At 63.5% G+C, this 17,172-nt stretch carries 18 protein-coding genes; 10 read left to right on the top strand and 8 right to left on the bottom strand.

The features are described from left to right. Positions 1-35 precede the first annotated feature (35 nt). The gene (locus tag WBR68_RS07070) at positions 36-497 is read left to right on the top strand and encodes a MarR family winged helix-turn-helix transcriptional regulator (RefSeq protein WP_050446197.1); all 462 of its coding nucleotides are present in this window, start codon (positions 36-38) and stop codon (positions 495-497) included. A gap of 172 nt (positions 498-669) precedes the next feature. Next, a complete protein-coding gene (locus WBR68_RS07075; protein ID WP_006216338.1) occupies positions 670-1,095 on the top strand; it encodes an organic hydroperoxide resistance protein in 426 nt (141 codons plus the stop codon). A gap of 133 nt (positions 1,096-1,228) precedes the next feature. On the opposite strand, the gene WBR68_RS07080 is transcribed toward WBR68_RS07075, so the two are convergent. After that, positions 1,229-1,855, bottom strand: coding sequence for a LysE/ArgO family amino acid transporter (locus tag WBR68_RS07080; RefSeq protein WP_127186074.1), 627 nt, complete (start codon positions 1,853-1,855; stop codon positions 1,229-1,231). A 168-nt stretch (positions 1,856-2,023) separates the two neighbouring features. Here WBR68_RS07080 and WBR68_RS07085 point away from each other — a divergent pair, with 168 nt between their 5' ends. Together WBR68_RS07085 and WBR68_RS07090 are read left to right on the top strand one after the other, a co-directional pair. Beyond that, positions 2,024-2,923 (top strand): LysR family transcriptional regulator ArgP, encoded by a 900-nt coding sequence (locus tag WBR68_RS07085; RefSeq protein ID WP_050446199.1) that lies wholly within the window; start codon positions 2,024-2,026, stop codon positions 2,921-2,923. 20 nt (positions 2,924-2,943) lie between these two features. Further along, entirely contained in the window at positions 2,944-3,441 is a 498-nt protein-coding gene (locus WBR68_RS07090; protein ID WP_050446200.1) for a copper chaperone PCu(A)C, read from the top strand. A gap of 94 nt (positions 3,442-3,535) precedes the next feature. On the opposite strand, the gene gdhA is transcribed toward WBR68_RS07090, so the two are convergent. Next, positions 3,536-4,882: an NADP-specific glutamate dehydrogenase gene (gene gdhA, locus WBR68_RS07095; RefSeq protein ID WP_230693759.1), complete on the bottom strand. Its 1,347-nt coding sequence runs from the start codon at positions 4,880-4,882 to the stop codon at positions 3,536-3,538. A gap of 477 nt (positions 4,883-5,359) precedes the next feature. After that, entirely contained in the window at positions 5,360-6,148 is a 789-nt protein-coding gene (locus tag WBR68_RS07100) for an exodeoxyribonuclease III (protein WP_050446201.1), read from the bottom strand. A gap of 131 nt (positions 6,149-6,279) precedes the next feature. On the opposite strand from WBR68_RS07100, the gene pyrE reads away from it, so the two are divergent. Continuing rightward, complete coding sequence (pyrE, locus tag WBR68_RS07105) at positions 6,280-6,978, top strand: orotate phosphoribosyltransferase (RefSeq protein ID WP_050446202.1); 699 nt, start codon at positions 6,280-6,282, stop codon at positions 6,976-6,978. Positions 6,979-7,040: 62 nt separating this feature from the next. Here the strand turns inward: pyrE and WBR68_RS07110 are convergent, their stop codons facing one another. The 5 genes from WBR68_RS07110 to gatC all read right to left on the bottom strand — a co-directional run bounded on the left by WBR68_RS07110 (position 7,041) and on the right by gatC (position 11,256). Next, positions 7,041-7,499 (bottom strand): type II toxin-antitoxin system VapC family toxin, encoded by a 459-nt coding sequence (locus tag WBR68_RS07110; RefSeq protein ID WP_230693760.1) that lies wholly within the window; start codon positions 7,497-7,499, stop codon positions 7,041-7,043. Beyond that, on the bottom strand, positions 7,496-7,744 hold the full coding sequence (locus WBR68_RS07115) for a hypothetical protein (protein ID WP_050446204.1): 249 nt from the start codon (positions 7,742-7,744) through the stop codon (positions 7,496-7,498). The genes WBR68_RS07110 and WBR68_RS07115 overlap by 4 nt, the downstream gene beginning before the upstream one ends. Before the next feature lie 102 nt (positions 7,745-7,846). Then, the gene (gene gatB / locus WBR68_RS07120; protein WP_050446205.1) at positions 7,847-9,304 is read right to left on the bottom strand and encodes an Asp-tRNA(Asn)/Glu-tRNA(Gln) amidotransferase subunit GatB; all 1,458 of its coding nucleotides are present in this window, start codon (positions 9,302-9,304) and stop codon (positions 7,847-7,849) included. A 113-nt stretch (positions 9,305-9,417) separates the two neighbouring features. Further along, positions 9,418-10,944 carry an Asp-tRNA(Asn)/Glu-tRNA(Gln) amidotransferase subunit GatA gene (gene gatA, locus WBR68_RS07125; RefSeq protein WP_230693761.1) on the bottom strand — a complete coding sequence of 509 codons (1,527 nt, stop codon included), beginning with the start codon at positions 10,942-10,944 and terminating at the stop codon, positions 9,418-9,420. A gap of 3 nt (positions 10,945-10,947) precedes the next feature. Next, a complete protein-coding gene (gene gatC / locus WBR68_RS07130; RefSeq protein WP_050446207.1) occupies positions 10,948-11,256 on the bottom strand; it encodes an Asp-tRNA(Asn)/Glu-tRNA(Gln) amidotransferase subunit GatC in 309 nt (102 codons plus the stop codon). 227 nt (positions 11,257-11,483) lie between these two features. Here gatC and WBR68_RS07135 point away from each other — a divergent pair, with 227 nt between their 5' ends. The 5 genes from WBR68_RS07135 to rodA all read left to right on the top strand — a co-directional run bounded on the left by WBR68_RS07135 (position 11,484) and on the right by rodA (position 17,120). Continuing rightward, entirely contained in the window at positions 11,484-12,527 is a 1,044-nt protein-coding gene (locus WBR68_RS07135) for a rod shape-determining protein (protein ID WP_006216320.1), read from the top strand. 84 nt (positions 12,528-12,611) lie between these two features. Further along, positions 12,612-13,496 (top strand): rod shape-determining protein MreC, encoded by an 885-nt coding sequence (gene mreC / locus WBR68_RS07140; RefSeq protein WP_050446208.1) that lies wholly within the window; start codon positions 12,612-12,614, stop codon positions 13,494-13,496. Then, entirely contained in the window at positions 13,483-14,043 is a 561-nt protein-coding gene (gene mreD, locus WBR68_RS07145) for a rod shape-determining protein MreD (protein ID WP_050446209.1), read from the top strand. The genes mreC and mreD overlap by 14 nt, the downstream gene beginning before the upstream one ends. A 15-nt stretch (positions 14,044-14,058) precedes the next feature. Next, on the top strand, positions 14,059-15,987 hold the full coding sequence (gene mrdA / locus WBR68_RS07150; RefSeq protein ID WP_050446210.1) for a penicillin-binding protein 2: 1,929 nt from the start codon (positions 14,059-14,061) through the stop codon (positions 15,985-15,987). Further along, complete coding sequence (gene rodA, locus WBR68_RS07155) at positions 15,984-17,120, top strand: rod shape-determining protein RodA (RefSeq protein ID WP_050446211.1); 1,137 nt, start codon at positions 15,984-15,986, stop codon at positions 17,118-17,120. The genes mrdA and rodA overlap by 4 nt, the downstream gene beginning before the upstream one ends. Positions 17,121-17,172 lie beyond the last annotated feature (52 nt).

Raw genomic sequence — 17,172 nt, forward strand, 5'->3', positions numbered from 1 at the left:
TTGACGTTAAATAGCGCGCTATTTAATATTGCGCAATGAAATCCCGATCTAAAGCCAAAAGCGCATTCAACCCGCTGCTGCTGGACAGCCAGTTGTGCTTCGCCTTGTACTCGACGTCACTGGCGATGAACAAGGTGTACCGCAAGCTGCTGCGTGGGCTGGACCTGACGTATCCGCAGTACCTGGTGATGCTGGTGCTGTGGGAAGGCGATGACATCACGGTGACGGATATCGGCGACCGCCTGTTTCTGGACTCGGCCACGCTGACGCCGCTGTTGAAGCGTCTGGAAGCGGCGGGCCTGGTGACGCGCAAGCGCGCCGTGGACGACGAACGGCAGGTGATCGTGGGGCTGACGGAGCAGGGCAGAGCGCTGCGAGAGCGCGCCGAAACCGTGCCGCATTCAGTGGCGGCCGCCGCGCAATGCACGCTGGACGAGGCGCAGGGCATGATGAAAGCGCTGCACGCATTGCGGGTCAAGCTGGTCGAAAGTATTTGAAGTGTGGGGTGATGCGTGTCATCATCCGATCTAATAAGTAGTGCACGATATAGTTGTGCGCTATTTAAATGGCAAAACGGATTTGCAGGTTTGCAGGTCATCAGTAAACGCCGAAGCGGGAGGGCCCGCCAGGCCAGGCAGTTCAACTTTTATCCTACAAAGGAAACGCACCATGTCTATCGAAAAAGTTCTGTATCGCGCCAATGCCACCGCAACCGGCGGCCGTGAAGGCCGTGGCGTCAGCGATGACGGCAACCTGGATGTCAAGCTGACCACGCCGCGCGAGCTGGGCGGCGCGGGCGCCGCCGGCACCAACCCCGAACAACTGTTCGCCGTCGGCTATTCCGCCTGCTTCCTGGGCGCGATGAAGTTCGTGGGTGGCCGCGACAAGATCGCCATTCCGGCCGACGTGTCAGTGAACGGCATCGTGGGCATCGGCGCCATCCCGACCGGCTTCGGTATTGAAGTCGAACTGAAGATCTCGTTGCCGGGCATGGACCGCGAACAGGCCGAAAAGCTGGTCGCCGCCGCGCACATCGTCTGCCCGTACTCGAACGCCACGCGCGGCAACATTGATGTGACGTTGACGATTGTCTGAGTTGTTGATGTTCGGCCGGTCAGTGTGATCGGGTCACGTTGATTCGTTCAGGTTGATCCGGTCACTTGATGGCGAAAGCGCCACCCCTCCTTCATACGATGGGGTGGCGCTTTTCCTTGGTCAGCGCCTTTTCTTATACGCCCTTGACCGCCAGGCCGATGGCCAGCCCGACCATGACCACGGCAATCACGCCATCCAGCACGCGCCAGGCCAAGGCGCTGGAAAAAAACGGGGCAAACAAGCGCGAACCGATGCCCAGTACCGCCAACCACAACAGGCTGGCGGTGAAGGCGCCGGCGGCAAACGCCATGCGGGCGTCGTCGAAGCCGTGGGCCAGCGAACCCACCACCACCATGTCCAGCCAGAAATGCGGGTTCAGCAGTGAAAAGCCGAGCGCGCCAAGCATGGCGGCGCGGCGCGATGGGGCGACGTCCCGCGCAGCGGCCAGGCCGCCCGTTGCCGACAGCGCGCGGCGGGCCGACTGAAGCCCGTACCAAGACAGGAACGCGACGCCAAACCACAGCACGGCGGTGGTCAGCCACGGAAACCAGGTGGTCAAGGCTTGCAAGCCCGATACGCTGGCAAAAATGAACACGGCGTCGATCAGCGCGCAGATGGCGACCACGCTGAGCAGGTGCGCACGCATCAAGCCCTGGCGCAGGATAAAGGCGCTTTGCGCGCCCACAACCGCGAACAGGCCCAGCCCGGTGGCCGTTCCGCTGGCCCAGGCTGTGAGGAAGAGGGGGGATGTGGCGAACATGATGCAAATACCTGTGACTGCAACGCCTGTGGCGGCGCTTTGATGTGGGTGCCGAGTGTCGTGCGTGTCGTGCGAGGGCGTCGCGCAGTTCGGCAATAGCGTATTTTCCCTTGCCATGTGAATGAAATAAAGCTAATTTTCCTTCACTATATTAAGCAGGGCTAATGTATGAAAATTGACCACGGCAATCTGCGAGCGCTGGCCGCGGTGGTGCGCGAAGGCAGCTTTGAGCGGGCCGCGCTGTCGCTAAGCGTGACGCCGTCGGCGGTGTCGCAGCGGATCAAGGCGTTGGAAGATCGCATGGGCCGCCTGCTGGTCCAGCGCACGGTACCGGCCGCCGCCACGGCCGACGGCCAGGTTCTGGTGCAACTGGCCGAGCAGACGGCGCTGCTGGAGCACGACGCGCTGAACCGCTTGGGAGTGTCCGACGACGACGTGCCGCACGCCAGTATTCCCATCGCGGTCAACCACGACAGCCTGGAAACCTGGTTTGTTGAAGCCGCGCTGCTGTTTTCAACCCGCACGCGCGCTACCTTGGACATGCAGTCCGAAGACCAGGACCACACCGCCGCGCTGTTGCGCAACGGCGCTGTGCTGGGCGCGGTGACCACGTTGGCCGATCCGGTCCAGGGCTGCCGGATCCATTCGCTGGGCAGCATGCGCTACGTGGCCACCTGCACGCCCGATTTCCACAAGCGCTATTTCGCGCAAGGCGTCAACGCGCAGACGCTGGCGCAGGCGCCGGTCCTGGTGTTCAACCGCAAGGATGCCTTGCAGGCACGCTTTGCGCACAAGATCTCGGACCCCGCGCCCTGGCAGCCGCCGGTCTGGTGGGTGCCGTCCACACGCGCCTTCGTGCAGGCCACGCTGGGCGGTCTGGGTTGGACCATGAACCCGCTGCCGTTGGTGCAAGAGCATCTTGATGCAGGTCATCTGATGCTGCTTCGCGGCCGCGCCTGGGAGGACGTGCCGCTGTACTGGCAGCATTGGCGGGTAAACTCCGAGGCGATGGAAGCCTTGACCGATTCGGTTCTGTCGGCCGCCCGCAGCTTGGTCCGGCGGCGTTAACCCACTAGGAGGACACCCCCATGAATATCCGCAAATTCGCATTCATCGCCGCCCTGGGCCTGTGCACGGCCGGATCGGCGTGGGCGAAGGACTATAAGGTTGGCCAGATCGAAATCGACGATGTCTGGGTGCGTGCGTCGGCGCCGGGCCAATCCAATGGGGCGGGGTATATGGACATCGATAACGATGCCAAGACCGAGGACCGCCTGTTGTCGGTGTCGTCCGATGCCGCGGAACGGGTCGAGCTGCACACCGTGCTGACGGAGAACGGCGTGTCCAAGATGCGCCAGGTGGAAGGCGGCATCGTGGTGCCGGCCGATGCCGAGGTCAAGCTCAGCCCGGGCGGCTATCACGTCATGTTCATCAAGCTGCGCGCGCCGTTCAAGGACGGCGCCACCGTGCCTGCCACGCTGAAGTTTGAAAAGGCTGGCGAAGTCGCCGTGCAATTCAAGGTCAAGCCAGCGTCGCACAACCCCGGCATGAGCATGAACCACGATCACGGCGCCATGAAGCACTGAGCGCGCGATTGGTGATGGAATAACAAGAATGGCGGCCCGCTGAGCCGCCATTCTTCATGGGCCGCCATGCTTTATGTGGCGACCGGGGCCGGGATCAGTACAGGCCCTGCTGGCGCATCGCGTCGGCAACCTTCACGAAACCGGCGATGTTGGCGCCGTCCAGGTAGTTGACGTATTCGCGTTCGCTGTGACCGTGGCGCACGCAATTTTCGTGGATGTCGCGCATGATGGCGTGCAGGCGCGCGTCCACTTCGTCGCGGGTCCAGGACAGGCGCGCGGAGTTCTGCGCCATTTCCAGGCCCGACACCGCCACGCCGCCCGCATTGCTGGCCTTGCCCGGCGCGTACAGCACGCGCGCCGCGATGAAGGCCTTGGCGGCATCCAGCGTGGCCGGCATGTTGGCGCCTTCGGCCACGCACAGCACGCCATTCTTGATCAGCGTTTGGGCGTCGGCCAGTTCCAGTTCGTTCTGGGTGGCGCAGGGCAGTGCCACGTCCACGGGCACATGCCACGGGCGCTTGCCTGCTTCGTACTTCAGGCCAAATTGCTGGGCATAGGTATCCAGGCGGCCGCGCAGGTCATTCTTGATGTGCATCAGCGCCACCAGCTTTTCGTGCGTGAAGCCGGCGTCATCCACCACGGTGCCGTTGGAGTCGGACACGGTAACGACCTTGGCGCCCAGCGACATGGCTTTTTCGATGGCGTACTGCGCCACGTTGCCTGACCCCGACACGGACACGCGCAGGCCGTCAAACGACTTGCCCACGCGCTTGAGCATTTCTTCGGCAAAGTACACGGTGCCGTAGCCCGTGGCTTCGGGGCGAATCAGGCTGCCGCCAAAGGTCAGACCCTTGCCGGTGAAGACGCTGGCCGTCGAGTTCGACAGCTTTTTCATCATGCCGGCCATGAAGCCGACCTCGCGCGCGCCCACGCCGATGTCGCCGGCCGGCACGTCGGTGTCGGGGCCCAGGTGGCGATACAGCTCAATCATCAACGCCTGGCAGAAGCGCATGACTTCGGCATCGGACTTGCCCTTGGGGTCGAAGTCGGACCCGCCCTTGCCGCCGCCCATGGGCAACGTCGTCAGCGAGTTCTTCAGCGTCTGTTCAAACGCCAGGAACTTGAGGATGGACAGGTTCACCGAGGGGTGAAAGCGCATGCCGCCCTTGAACGGGCCGATGGCCGAACTGTGCTGAATGCGAAACGCGCGGTTCACCTGGGCCTGGCCCCGGTCATCGGTCCAGCACACACGGAATTGGATGACCCGTTCCGGCTCAACCAGGCGCTCAAGCAGGGCGTGGTCGGCATAGTGAGGGTGCTTTTCGATGAAAGGCCACAGGCTATGCATGACCTCCTGGACGGCTTGCATGAATTCGGGCTGCTGCGGGTCGCGCGCGGCGACGCCACGCAGGAAGTCGTCCAGACTCTGCACTTTCAACATGATTTCCTCGGGGGTGCTACGAATGGGTGCGTTCTGCGCCATTGTGGGGCGCGGATTAATTATTCTGGTGCATGAACAGCACCGTCATGGTGCGCAAGTGTAGGGGAAATTTGTTGCCCTGCGCAAAGGTGCCTGAACGTCTTAGTGCGTTGAAAAGAAAGCGGTTTTTCTTTTAATAAAACGGGGACGTATTTAGAAAAGGATGCGGTCTTGATACGGAAAAATGGCCGAAATTTCAGGGCAGTCGTTGATTTCGCTGGGGATTTTAATGCGTCCCCGGTTTATGGAAATAAAAGTGTAGGGCTGAAATTGCCGTTGGACCGCGCAAACAAAGGGGTTTGACGCCAAGGCAAGGGTCGGCAAGCGCCTCACGGGTACGCTATGCGTCCCTTATTATTTTATTGATCGGACCGTGATTTGACGCCCGTGGTGCCGGTCGGCATCAGTGGACGCGCCGCGCGCGCCCGCCTTTACCTATCAAAGCGTGGTGTCGTAATCGATCGTCAACGGCGCATGGTCGGAAAAGCGCTCGTCCTTGTAGATGGCCACGTTGCGCGCGCGGGCGGCAATGCCGGGTGTGGCGATCTGGTAATCGATCCGCCACCCTACGTTCTTGGCCCAGGCCTGGCCACGGTTGCTCCACCAGGTGTACTGATCAGGGCGATCATCGATGGTACGGAACACGTCCACAAAGCCGCGCTTGTCGAACACGTCGGTCAGCCAGGCGCGTTCTTCGGGCAGGAAGCCCGAATTCTTCATGTTGCCCTTCCAGTTCTTCAGGTCGATTTCCTTGTGCGCGATGTTCCAGTCGCCGCAGATGACGAATTCGCGGCCGGTGGTTTTGTGCTCGTGCATCAGAGCGTCGATCCACGGCCCGAAGCGATCCAGGAAGCGGTACTTGGCCTGCTGGCGCTCGTCGCCGCTGGAGCCCGAGGGCAGGTAGGCGCTGACCACCGACAGGTTCTTCCAGTCGGCGCGGATGATGCGGCCTTCGGGGTCGAATTCTTCGCAACCCAGGCCGATGTTCACGCGCTCGGCGGCGTTACGCAGGTAGATGCCCACGCCGCTGTAGCCCTTTTTCACCGCGTGGTGGAAGTGGCCGGTATAGCCAGGCGGATGACGCAGGTCGTCCGTCAGGTCCGGCTCGGCAATCTTGATTTCCTGAAGGCAAAGTATGTCCGCCGCATGTTTTTCCATCCAAGGTTGCAGGCCCTTGCGGAAGGCGGAGCGGATGCCGTTGAGATTGATCGACGTGATGCGCAGCAAAGCGAAACTCCTGTAGAGCGGCCCTGGGGCCGGAACAATGCCAGGAATTTAACCGACTCGGCGTTGGGGGCAGGGAATAGCCCCGACAACGGATAAAATGCGGGGGTTTGCCATCCACCGGACCCACTCGCATGCCCGCCGCCACCCCCGCCACCCCGACTTCCGCCACGCCGCAAGAATTCGTCCGCTTCGCCCTTGATGAAGGCGTGCTGCGCTTTGGCAGCTTCAAGGTCAAATCAGGTCGGATCAGCCCTTACTTCTTCAATGCCGGCCTGTTCAACAGCGGCCGCGCGGTCGGCAAGCTGGCGCAGTTCTATGCCCAGGCGCTGCTGGATTCCGGCGTGCAGTTCGACATGCTGTTCGGCCCGGCGTACAAGGGCATTCCGTTGGCCACCGCAACGGCGGTAGCGCTGGCGGGCCACCCGGCGATGGACGGCCGCAACGACGTGCCGTTCGCCTACAACCGCAAGGAAGCCAAGGACCACGGCGAAGGCGGCACCCTGGTCGGCGCGCCGCTCAAGGGCAAGGTCGTCATCATCGACGACGTGATCACGGCGGGTACGTCGGTGCGTGAATCAGTGGAAATCATCCGCAACGCGGGCGCCGAACCGGCCGCCGTGCTGATCGCCCTGGACCGTATGGAACGCGCCGGCCCGGACGACGCGCTGTCCCCGCATTCGGCGGTGCAGGACGTGGCCAAGACCTACGGCATTCCGGTGGTGGCGATTGCATCGCTGTCAGACATCATGGGCTTGCTGGAAGACGACGCGTCTTTCGCGGAAAACCGCGATGCGGTGCAGGCGTATCGGACGAAGTACGGGGTGAAGTAAGGCCCTGAACGTAAGTTCGCGAACGACCCGTCGCGGGAGAGGTGGTGCGGCGCGCTACCTCGCTAGCCATAGGCGGCCACGGGTTCCGCGATGCCATGCGTTTGCCCGAATATCGGAATACCGCATGCTCTGGCGGCATCAGCCAACTTGCGGTCAAACGTGGCCAGGCAGCCGCCAGAGCGCATAGCCAACTCAACATACGCCGCATCGTACGCCGTCAACGCGTGCGTCAACGCAATCAGCCTGATGTGGGCCCAGCGATGGGGGATGTGCGCCTTGTCGCTTTCTATGGCAAGGGCCTCAATCTGATTGGCGAACAAGGTGACTTTAGCGGGCGACACGAGTTGCGCGCGTTGCAGCCGTAGCATGCCGTTGGCGACTTCTACTCGCCAGTGTTGAGGAACCAGCAGATCGAAATGATCGACTTCTTCGAACAAATGGCGTGCCAGCATGGCTTCGGTGACGTCGGTGCGGTCGGCAAGCCAAGCCAAGGCGACGGAGGCATCCAGCACCGTGATCATCGTTGATCCTCCTTTATCCAGGCGAGCAACTGTTCGTCTGGCACGCCAGGCACGCGAGGAAAGCGTTTGAGAGCAAGGAGCGCGTCATAGGCGTCCTTGGTCATTGCGGAGTTCGCGGGCCGAATATAAGCCCGCGCCTTGCCGCCTTTCATGATCACGATGCGCGCGCCATTTTGCGCCGCCACAATCAGCGCTTCCAGGCAATCCGCAACCGCTTCCTGCGGCACTTCGATGTAGTCAGACATTGGGGATCTCCGATCAAGAATTGGCCATCCCCATTCTTGGCAAAAGAAAAGGCCGCGGCAATGTGCCGCGGCCCTTTGTCGGACTGATCCCTGTCGTGGCTATCAGCCGCCCAGCTTTTCCTTGAGCAGGTCGTTCACTTGCTGCGGGTTGGCCTTGCCGCGTGCGGCCTTCATGATCTGGCCCACCAGCGAATTGAACGCCTTTTGCTTGCCGGCCCGGTACTCTTCCACGATGGCCGGGTTGGCGGCCAGCACCTCGTCGATCATGGCGCCGATGGCGCCCGTGTCGCTGATCTGCTTCAGGCCGCGTGCGTCGATGATGGCGTCGGCGTCGCCGCCGTTTTCACCGGCCCACATCGCGCCGAAGACTTCGCGCGCGATCTTGTTGGAGATCGTGCCGTCGATGATGCGGCCGATCAGGGCCGCCAGCGCGGGGGCCTGCACGGGCGAATCGGCGATGCTCTTTTCGTCCTTGTTCAGGGCGGCAGCCACTTCGCCCATGACCCAGTTCGCGGCCAGCTTGGCCTGGCCCGCCGGCAGTGCATTCGCCACCGCCTGGAAGTAGGCGGCCAGATCGCGGCTGACCGTGAGTTGGGCGGCGTCGTAGGCGGGCAGGCCGTATTCCGATTCGAAGCGGGCGCGTTGCGCGGCCGGCAGTTCGGGCATGGCGGCGCGCACTTCATCGACCCAGGCGCTGGAGATCACCAGCGTGGGCAGGTCGGGGTCGGGGAAGTAGCGGTAATCGTGCGCGTCTTCCTTGCTGCGCATGCTGCGGGTTTCGTCGCGGTCGGCGTCGTACAGGCGGGTTTCCTGCACGACCGTGCCGCCGTCTTCGATCAGTTCGATCTGGCGGCGTGCTTCGTAGACGATGGCGCGTTCCAGGAAGCGGAACGAGTTGACGTTCTTGATTTCGGTGCGGGTGCCGAATTCCTTCTGGCCGACCGGACGCACGGACACGTTGGCGTCGCAGCGGAACGAACCTTCCTGCATGTTGCCGTCGCAAATGCCCAGCCACACGACCAGGCTGTGCAGCGCGCGAGCGTAGGCCACGGCTTCGGCGGCGGAGCGCATTTCGGGCTCGGTCACGATTTCCAGCAGCGGGGTGCCGGCGCGGTTCAGGTCGATGCCGCTGGCGGGCGAGCCGTTGGCCAGCGTGAAGTCGTCGTGCAGCGACTTGCCGGCGTCTTCTTCCAGGTGGGCGCGCGTCAGGTTGACGGTCTTTTCTTCTTCGCCGACGAAGAACGACAACGATCCACCCACGACGACGGGCAGTTCGTACTGGCTGATCTGGTAGCCCTTGGGCAGGTCGGGGTAGAAGTAGTTCTTGCGCGCAAAGACCGAACGCGGCGCGATGGTGGCGCCCACGGCCAGCCCGAAGCGGATGGCGCGTTCAGCCGCGCCCCGGTTCATGACCGGCAGGCTGCCCGGCAAGGCCAGGTCCACCTCGTTGGCGTGCGTGTTGGGCGCCGCGCCGAATTGCGTGCTGCTGCCCGAAAAAATCTTGGAGTCGGTGGAAAGCTGGGTGTGCGTTTCCAGGCCGATGACGATTTCCCAGTTCATTATCTGTAGTTCCAATCAGTAGTGCCGCGGCTGTGGTGCCAGCGGCGCCGGGCCGCCCCAAGCGCTGGCGGCCCCCTTTGGGGCCAGCAAGCGAAGAGAGCGTCGGGGCATCATCACAGCGGGGACCGCTTGTGCCAGTCCGTTACTTGTTGGTAGCGGTCGGCGATGGCCAGCAGCCTGCCTTCATCGAAGTAGTTGCCGATGATTTGCAGGCCGACAGGACGCTTGCTGTTGTCGCCGCCAAAGCCGCAGGGGATCGACATGGCAGGCAGGCCGGCCAGGCTCACGCCCAGCGTGTAGACGTCGGCCAGCCAGTCGGCGGTGGGGTCGTCGCGGTTGTCGCCGATGTTCTTGGCGACCGACGGCGTGACCGGGCCCATGATGACGTCGCATTGGCCGGCATAGGCGCGCTGGAAATCTTGCGCGATCAGGCGGCGCAGGCGTTGTGCCTGTAAATAATAGGCGTCGTAGTAACCGTGGGACAGCACATAGGTGCCGATCAGGATGCGGCGCTTGACCTCGTCGCCGAAGCCTTCGGCGCGCGAGCGGCTGATCATCTCGTTCAGGTCGCCGTACTGTTCAGTGCGGTGGCCGTAGCGCACGCCGTCGTAGCGGGCCAGGTTGCTGGACGCCTCCGCCGGCGCGATGACGTAATAAGCCGGGATGGCCAGTTCCGTGCGCGGCAGCGACACGGGCACTCGCACGGCGCCCAGCGCTTCGAACTGTGCCAGCGCGGCTTCCACCGCGGCGGCTACATCGGCTGCCAGGCCGGCGCCGAAATATTCTTCCGGCACGCCGATGCGCAGGCCCTTCAGGGGCTGGCTGCCGGCGGCGTCGAACTTTCCTTGCGCGGCGTCGAAGTCGCGACGGACGCGGCCGGGTTCGTTCACGGCGCCATCGCACTTTTCAAGGCTGGTGGCGTCGCGCGGGTCAAAGCCGCTGATGACGTCCAGCAGTTCAAGCAGGTCGCGGCTGCTTTGCGCCAAGGGGCCGGCCTGGTCCAGGCTGGACCCGAAAGCCACCATGCCATAGCGCGACACGGTGCCGTAAGTGGGCTTGATGCCGCTGACGCCGCACAGAGCAGCGGGCTGGCGCACTGAGCCGCCGGTGTCGGTGCCGGTGGTGGCCGCCACCAGACGAGCGGCGACCGCGGCGGCGGAGCCACCCGACGACCCGCCCGGAACGGCGGCGTGATCCCAGGGGTTCTTCACGACGCCGTAGGCGGAATTTTCGTTGCCGGAGCCCATGGCGAATTCGTCGCAGTTGAGCTTGCCGATCGACACGGCGCCGGCCGAACCCAGGCGCTCGACGACGGTGGCGTCGAATGGGCTGACGTAGCCGTCCAGCATCTTGCTGCCCGCGGTGGTACGCCAGCCGCGAGTCACGAAAGCGTCTTTGTGGGCGATGGGCACGCCGGCCAAGGGGCCGGCCGAACCGTCGGCCAGGGCGGCGTCGGCGGCGCGGGCCTGGGCCAGCGTCAATTCAGCGTCAATATGTAAAAAGCAATTCAGGCCGCTGGCCGCATCGGCGGCCGCCAAGGCGCTTTGCGCCAGTTCAACGGCGCTGACCTGGCGTTGGGCGAGGGCCGCGCGCAAGGCGGCGATCCCCTCGAATTGGGTATGCAAGGCAGGTTTTGTCATGGCTTAGTCGAGGACTTTGGGGACCAGGAACAAGCCTTCCTGGGCGTCGGGGGCATTGGCCAGCAGCGCTTCGCGGCGCGCTTCCGAGCTGGTCTCCGTCACGGCGTCTTCACGCAGGCGCAGCACAATGTCCTCATGGGCGGACAGCGGGTGGGCCAGCGGTTCGACGCCCTGGGTGTCGACGGACTGAAGCCGTTCTATCAAGTGGAGAATGCCGTTAAGCTCCGCCTGCGCAAGCGTGCGCTGGTCGGGAGTCAATTCGATCCTGGCCAGCCGGGCAATGCGGGCCACATCTGTGTCATTAAGCGCCATAGGGATTGCAAAATCGATAAGCGAAGGCCGAAGGGCGGGACTGGTCAGTATGCATGCGCCAAACCCGTTACAAAGCTTGAATAGCCTGCATTTATGCGCTATTTCCGGTGAAATTATAAGTTATGATTCACGGTTTAATCGCCGTGATGACAGGCGGACCCGACCTTTTTCGGGCCATACGCCCCCCGGCATGAACCCAATTCCCCCCAGAATTTAGCTGAGCTCCCATGTTCGGATTCCTGCGCAGTTATTTTTCCAGCGATATGGCGATTGACCTCGGTACCGCCAATACGCTGATTTACGTCCGCGGCAAGGGCATTGTGCTCGATGAGCCCTCCGTGGTCGCAATCCGTCATGAAGGCGGGCCTCACGGCAAAAAGATCATCCAGGCCGTCGGCCACGAAGCCAAGCAGATGCTCGGCCGAGTTCCCGGCAACATCGAGGCCATCCGGCCCATGAAGGACGGCGTTATCGCCGACTTCACGGTCACCGAACAGATGCTCAAGCAGTTCATTCGCATGGTGCACCCCCGCAACATGCTGGCGCCCAGCCCGCGGATCATCGTCTGCGTGCCTTGCGGTTCCACCCAGGTTGAACGCCGCGCCATCCGCGAATCGGCCTTGGGCGCGGGCGCGTCCCACGTCTTCCTGATCGAAGAACCCATGGCCGCGGCCATCGGCGCCGGCCTGGCCGTGTCCGACGCCAGCGGTTCCATGGTTGTCGACATCGGCGGCGGCACCACGGAAGTGGCGGTCATCTCGCTGGGCGGCATGGTCTACAAGGGTTCCGTGCGCGTCGGCGGCGACAAGTTCGACGAGGCCATCGTCAACTACATCCGTCGCAACTACGGCATGCTGATCGGTGAACCCACGGCTGAATTGATCAAGAAGGAAATCGGTTCCGCATTCCCGGGTTCCGAAGTCCGCGAGATCGAAGTCAAGGGCCGCAATCTGGCTGAAGGCGTGCCGCGCAGCTTCACGGTCTCGTCCAACGAGATCCTGGAATCGCTGACCGATCCGCTGAACCAGATCGTGTCCGCCGTGAAGATCGCGCTTGAGCAAACCCCGCCCGAACTCGGTGCCGACATCACCGACAAGGGCATTGCCCTGACCGGTGGCGGCGCGCTGCTGCGCGATCTTGATCGCCTGCTCCAGGAAGAAACCGGTTTGCCCGTCGTGGTGGCCGACGACCCCCTGACCTGCGTTGTGCGGGGCTGCGGCGAGGCGCTGGAACACCTTGAGAAACTGGGCGCCATCTTCATCAACGACTAATACCGCCCGCCAGCCCGGAGCCCCGCTTTTTTTCGGCTCCGGCCGCTGCGGGGGCTACGGACGCGGGCGTCCGGGCTGAGATTCATGCAACGACAAGGGACCCCCCCCCTATTCAGGCGCGGCCCACCTGCCGAGGTGCGGCTGGTCGTTCTGGTCGTCCTTGCGTTGGCCTTGATCGTCATGGATTCCCAATGGCGCATGCTGGAACCCGCGCGCCGGACGATTGCCGTGGCGCTGTATCCCTTTCAGCGCGCCGTCATGGCGCCGCGCGATCTGGTCCAGCAGGTCAACGAATGGGTCAACGCGGCCAACCTCATCCGCAGTGAAAACGAAGCCTTGCAGCGCCAGCGCATCGAGCTGGCCCAGGTGGCGTCGCACGCTGCGCAACTGGCCGCCGAAAACGCGCAATTACGCCGCTTGCTTGGCGTGACCGATACCGTGGCGCAATCGGCCGTGGTGGTCGAGGTCATGTACGAACCCACCAACGCCTTCACGCAACGGCTGGTGTTCAACAAGGGCAGCAAGGCCGGGCTGGCGCCGGGCATGCCGGTCATCGACGAAGGCGGCGTGGTCGGCCAGATCGTGCGCGTGACGCCGATGACGGCCGAAGCCGCCCTGGTTACCGACGAGCAGGTGTCCATTCCCGTGCAATTGCTGCGCAACGGCCTGCGCCTGATCGCGTTCGGCGGAAATTCGCCGGGCAAGATGGAAGTTCGTTACCTTGCCGCCAATGCCGACATCAAGGAAGGCGATACTATCGTCACCAGCGGCGTGGGCGGCCTGTTTCCCGCCGGCCTGCCCGTGGCCAAAGTGACTTCGGTCGAACGCGACACCGCGTCGGGGTTCGCCCGCGCCGTATGTGAACCGTTGGCCCATCCCGAACGCTATCGCCACTTTCTGGTTTTGCAGGTGGATGTGGCCCGCGCCGAGTCCAACCGTCAGGAGGTCGATTCCGGTGGATCGGACTAACCAATCGCCGCCCAGGCGCCGCCTGGGAACGCCCAGCAACGTGCATCCCGACCGGCTTTCCGGGCCGGCGCATGGTGTGTTCGTCTGGGGAACATTGTTGCTGGTGTGGCTGGTGTCCTTGCTGCCGTGGCGGCTGTGGCAGGGCGCGCCCGACGTGCTGGTGCTGATCATCGCCTTCTGGTGCGTGCATGAACCGCGCCGCGTTGGTCTCTTCACCGCGTTCTTTTTCGGCTTGCTGATGGATGTGCACGACGCCGGCTTGCTCGGCGAGCACGCCTTGTCCTACACGCTTGTTGCCTATGGCGCCGTGGTGCTGCACCGCCGACTGCAACGGTTTGACCTCTGGAGCCAGGCGATGCACATGCTGCCTGTGTTCTTCGTCGCCCGTTTCCTGACGCAGATCATCCATGCCTGGCTGGCGGGCAAGTGGCCGGGCTGGGACTGGTGCATCAGCGTGGCCATCACGGCCGCCTTGTGGCCGTTGGCGGGCTGGGTCTTGCACCTGCCGCAGCGCGGCGCCGATGACGCCGAATCCTCCTCCGCCTGATGGCGGCGATGCGTGATGTTTGAATTCAAGAAAACCGGCCAGCAGCAAAAGCAGCGATTCCGCATGCGCGCCTGGGTGGGCGGCGTGTTCGCCTTGGTGTGCTTCGGCGTGTTGGTGGGCCGGTTCTGGTATTTGCAGGTTGACCGTTACGAAGGCCTGTCCGAGCGCGCCGACCGCAACCGCATCGCGGTGGTGCCGATTCCGCCGCGGCGCGGCGAGATCCTGGACCGCAATGGCGAAGTCCTGGCGCGCAACTACCGTACCTACACGCTGGAAGTGGTGCCTGCCCACGCCGGCAACATGAACGAGCTGTTCGAGCGCCTGACCGAAGTCGTCTACATCAGCCCGGCGGATCAACGGCGCTTCAAGCGGCGCGCGGCGGAATCCAGCCGCTACGCCAGCCTGCTCTTGCGCAACAATCTGAACGACACCGAGGCCGCCTGGTTCGCCGCGCACGCTTTCCAGTTTCCGGGCGTGGAATTGCGGGCACGCTGGGTGCGTGAATACCCGCAAGGCGTGTCTGCCGCGCACGTGGTGGGTTATATCGGCCGCATCGCCGAGGGCGACAACGAAGAGCTCGAGCGCACCGGCCAGTTGGGCAACTATCGCGGTACCGACGTCATCGGCAAAAAAGGCATCGAAAAGACCTGGGAAGAGCAATTGCATGGCCGCACCGGCCTGGAAGAGGTCGAAGTCACCGCGGGCGGCCGTCCCATGCGTACCCTGCGGCGGATTGACCCGGTGCCAGGGTCGGACATCATGTTGTCGATCGACATGGGCCTGCAGAAGGTGGCCGAAGAAGCCTTTGCGGGACAGCGCGGCGCGCTCGTCGCCATTGACCCGGACACGGGCGAAGTGCTGGCCTTTGTGTCGCAACCGTCATTCGACCCCAATCTGTTCGTGGATGGCATCGATGTCGACAACTGGCGCATGCTGAACGAATCGCCAGACCATCCGCTGATCAACCGCCCGCTTTACGGCACCTACCCCATTGGCTCCACTTACAAGCCCTTCGTTGGTCTGGCCGCGCTGGAGCTGGGCAAGCGCAGCGCCACGGATCGCATCTCGGACCCCGGTTACTACGAATTCGGCGGACAGAAGTTTCGCAACGCGGGCGGCGCGGCCTACGGCATGACCGACATGCACAAGGCCATCGTGGTGTCGTCCGACACCTACTTTTATTCGCTTGGCCCCGAAATCGGCGTCAATGCCCTGCATGACTTCTCCAAGCAGTTCGGTTTTGGCCAGATCACCGGCATCGACCTGGAAGGCGAAAAGCGCGGCGTGTTGCCGTCCACCGACTGGAAGCGCGCGGCCTACAAAGACAAGGATCGCCAGCGCTGGTACGCGGGTGAAACCATTTCAGTGGCCGTGGGCCAGGGCTACAACTCATTCACCCTGCTGCAACTGGCGCAGGGCACCTCGACCCTGGCCAACAATGGGCTGTACCGGCGGCCGCACCTGGTGCACGCGGTGCGTGATTCCCGCACCGGCGTCGCCAAGCCGACGGTGTCCGTGCCCGACTACCGCATTCCGCTCAAACAGGCCAACGTGGACGTGATCAAGAACGCCATGGCTGACGTGGTGCGATCCGGTACGGCGCGCCGCGCGTTCGCCAACGCGCCCTACCAGGCGGCCGGTAAAACCGGCACCGCCCAGGTGTTCAGCCTGCGCGGCGGCCATTACCGCGCCAGCGCCATTGACGAACGCCTGCGCGACCACGCGCTGTTCATGGGCTTCGCCCCGCTGGAGCACCCTCGCATTGCCGTGTCGCTGATTGTCGAGAACGCAGGCTGGGGCGCCAGCGTGGCCGCGCCGGTCGCGCGCAAGGTCTTCGACTACTGGCTGGCCAAAGACCGCCAGGACCAGATCGTGCGGCCCGACCGCGGCGACCCCCTGGCTTCCGTCGAAACCATCACCGACGACGTGGTGCGCCAACAATGAAACGCCTGGGCCTGATCCTGCTACGCATTTTCACGGCGTTCGACTGGCCGCTGCTGGCCATCCTGATGATGTTCGCGGCGCTGGGCCTGACCGTCATGCATTCGGCGGTGGGCGGTACCGACTGGCGATTCGCCGAACAATCGCGCAACTTCATCATCGCGTTCTTCGCCATGTGGACCATGGCGCTGATTCCCCCCAAGTGGTTGATGAAGCTGGCCTTGCCGTTTTACGTGGTGGGCGTGGTGTTGCTGCTGGGCGTGGAGTTCTTTGGCGAAACCAGCAAGGGCGCAACGCGCTGGCTGGACCTGGGTGTCACGCGGATCCAGCCGTCCGAGATGATGAAGATTGCCGTGCCGATGATGCTGGCCTGGTATTTCCAGCGCCACGAAGGCGCCGTGCGCATCCGCGACTTCCTGGCTGCCGCCGCCATGCTGGCCGCGCCCTTTGGACTGATTGTGTTGCAGCCTGACCTGGGCACGGCGCTGCTGGTGTTCGGCGCCGGCTTTTTCGTGATTTATTTCGCGGGCCTGTCCTTCAAGCTCTTGGTGCCCGTCATGCTGGCCGGCATCATCGCCATCGGCACGCTGGTGTACTACGAAGACCAGTTGTGCGAACCGGACGTGAACTGGGTCGTGCTGCACGATTACCAGAAGCACCGCGTTTGCACGCTGCTGAACCCCAGTTCCGATCCGCTCGGCAAGGGCTTCCACACGATCCAATCGATGATTGCGGTGGGGTCGGGGGGCGTGTACGGCAAGGGCTACATGAAGGGCACGCAAACCCATCTGGACTTTATTCCCGAACGCACCACCGACTTCATCTTCGCGGTCTACGCCGAGGAATTCGGCCTGTACGGCGGTATTGCGATCCTGGTGCTGTACGGCCTGATGATGGCGCGCGGCCTGACGATCGCCTCTCGCGCCTCATCGCAGTTCGGCCGGCTGCTGGCCGGCGCGCTGACGATGATGCTATTCATCTACGTGTTCGTGAACGTCGGGATGGTGACGGGCATCCTGCCGGTTGTAGGCGTACCCTTACCGTTCATGAGCTACGGCGGGACCGCGCTATTCACGATGGGCATCGCGTTCGGCATCATGATGAGCATCAGCCGACACCGCTCCACCAAAACCTGACACCGCGCGCCGCGCAGGATGGAGCAGGATGGCGTAGGATGGGTGCAGCGCG

This window comes from Achromobacter sp. JD-1, assembly GCF_038594925.1.
GTDB lineage: Bacteria > Pseudomonadota > Gammaproteobacteria > Burkholderiales > Burkholderiaceae_B > Achromobacter > Achromobacter spanius_C.

Bases quoted from the DNA above. Each gene is read 5' to 3' on its own strand.
- gatC (WP_050446207.1), bottom strand. From the start codon at position 11,256: ATGGCGCTTAATGACACAGATGTGGCCCGCATTGCCCGGCTGGCCAGG.
- WBR68_RS07090 (WP_050446200.1), top strand. From the start codon at position 2,944: ATGAATATCCGCAAATTCGCATTCATCGCCGCCCTGGGCCTGTGCACG.
- WBR68_RS07085 (WP_050446199.1), top strand. From the start codon at position 2,024: ATGAAAATTGACCACGGCAATCTGCGAGCGCTGGCCGCGGTGGTGCGC.
- mrdA (WP_050446210.1), top strand. From the start codon at position 14,059: ATGTTTGAATTCAAGAAAACCGGCCAGCAGCAAAAGCAGCGATTCCGC.
- WBR68_RS07075 (WP_006216338.1), top strand. From the start codon at position 670: ATGTCTATCGAAAAAGTTCTGTATCGCGCCAATGCCACCGCAACCGGC.
- WBR68_RS07110 (WP_230693760.1), bottom strand. From the start codon at position 7,499: ATGATCACGGTGCTGGATGCCTCCGTCGCCTTGGCTTGGCTTGCCGAC.
- gatA (WP_230693761.1), bottom strand. From the start codon at position 10,944: ATGACAAAACCTGCCTTGCATACCCAATTCGAGGGGATCGCCGCCTTG.
- WBR68_RS07135 (WP_006216320.1), top strand. From the start codon at position 11,484: ATGTTCGGATTCCTGCGCAGTTATTTTTCCAGCGATATGGCGATTGAC.
- pyrE (WP_050446202.1), top strand. From the start codon at position 6,280: ATGCCCGCCGCCACCCCCGCCACCCCGACTTCCGCCACGCCGCAAGAA.
- WBR68_RS07070 (WP_050446197.1), top strand. From the start codon at position 36: ATGAAATCCCGATCTAAAGCCAAAAGCGCATTCAACCCGCTGCTGCTG.
- WBR68_RS07115 (WP_050446204.1), bottom strand. From the start codon at position 7,744: ATGTCTGACTACATCGAAGTGCCGCAGGAAGCGGTTGCGGATTGCCTG.
- WBR68_RS07080 (WP_127186074.1), bottom strand. From the start codon at position 1,855: ATGTTCGCCACATCCCCCCTCTTCCTCACAGCCTGGGCCAGCGGAACG.
- gdhA (WP_230693759.1), bottom strand. From the start codon at position 4,882: ATGTTGAAAGTGCAGAGTCTGGACGACTTCCTGCGTGGCGTCGCCGCG.
- gatB (WP_050446205.1), bottom strand. From the start codon at position 9,304: ATGAACTGGGAAATCGTCATCGGCCTGGAAACGCACACCCAGCTTTCC.
- mreC (WP_050446208.1), top strand. From the start codon at position 12,612: ATGCAACGACAAGGGACCCCCCCCCTATTCAGGCGCGGCCCACCTGCC.
- rodA (WP_050446211.1), top strand. From the start codon at position 15,984: ATGAAACGCCTGGGCCTGATCCTGCTACGCATTTTCACGGCGTTCGAC.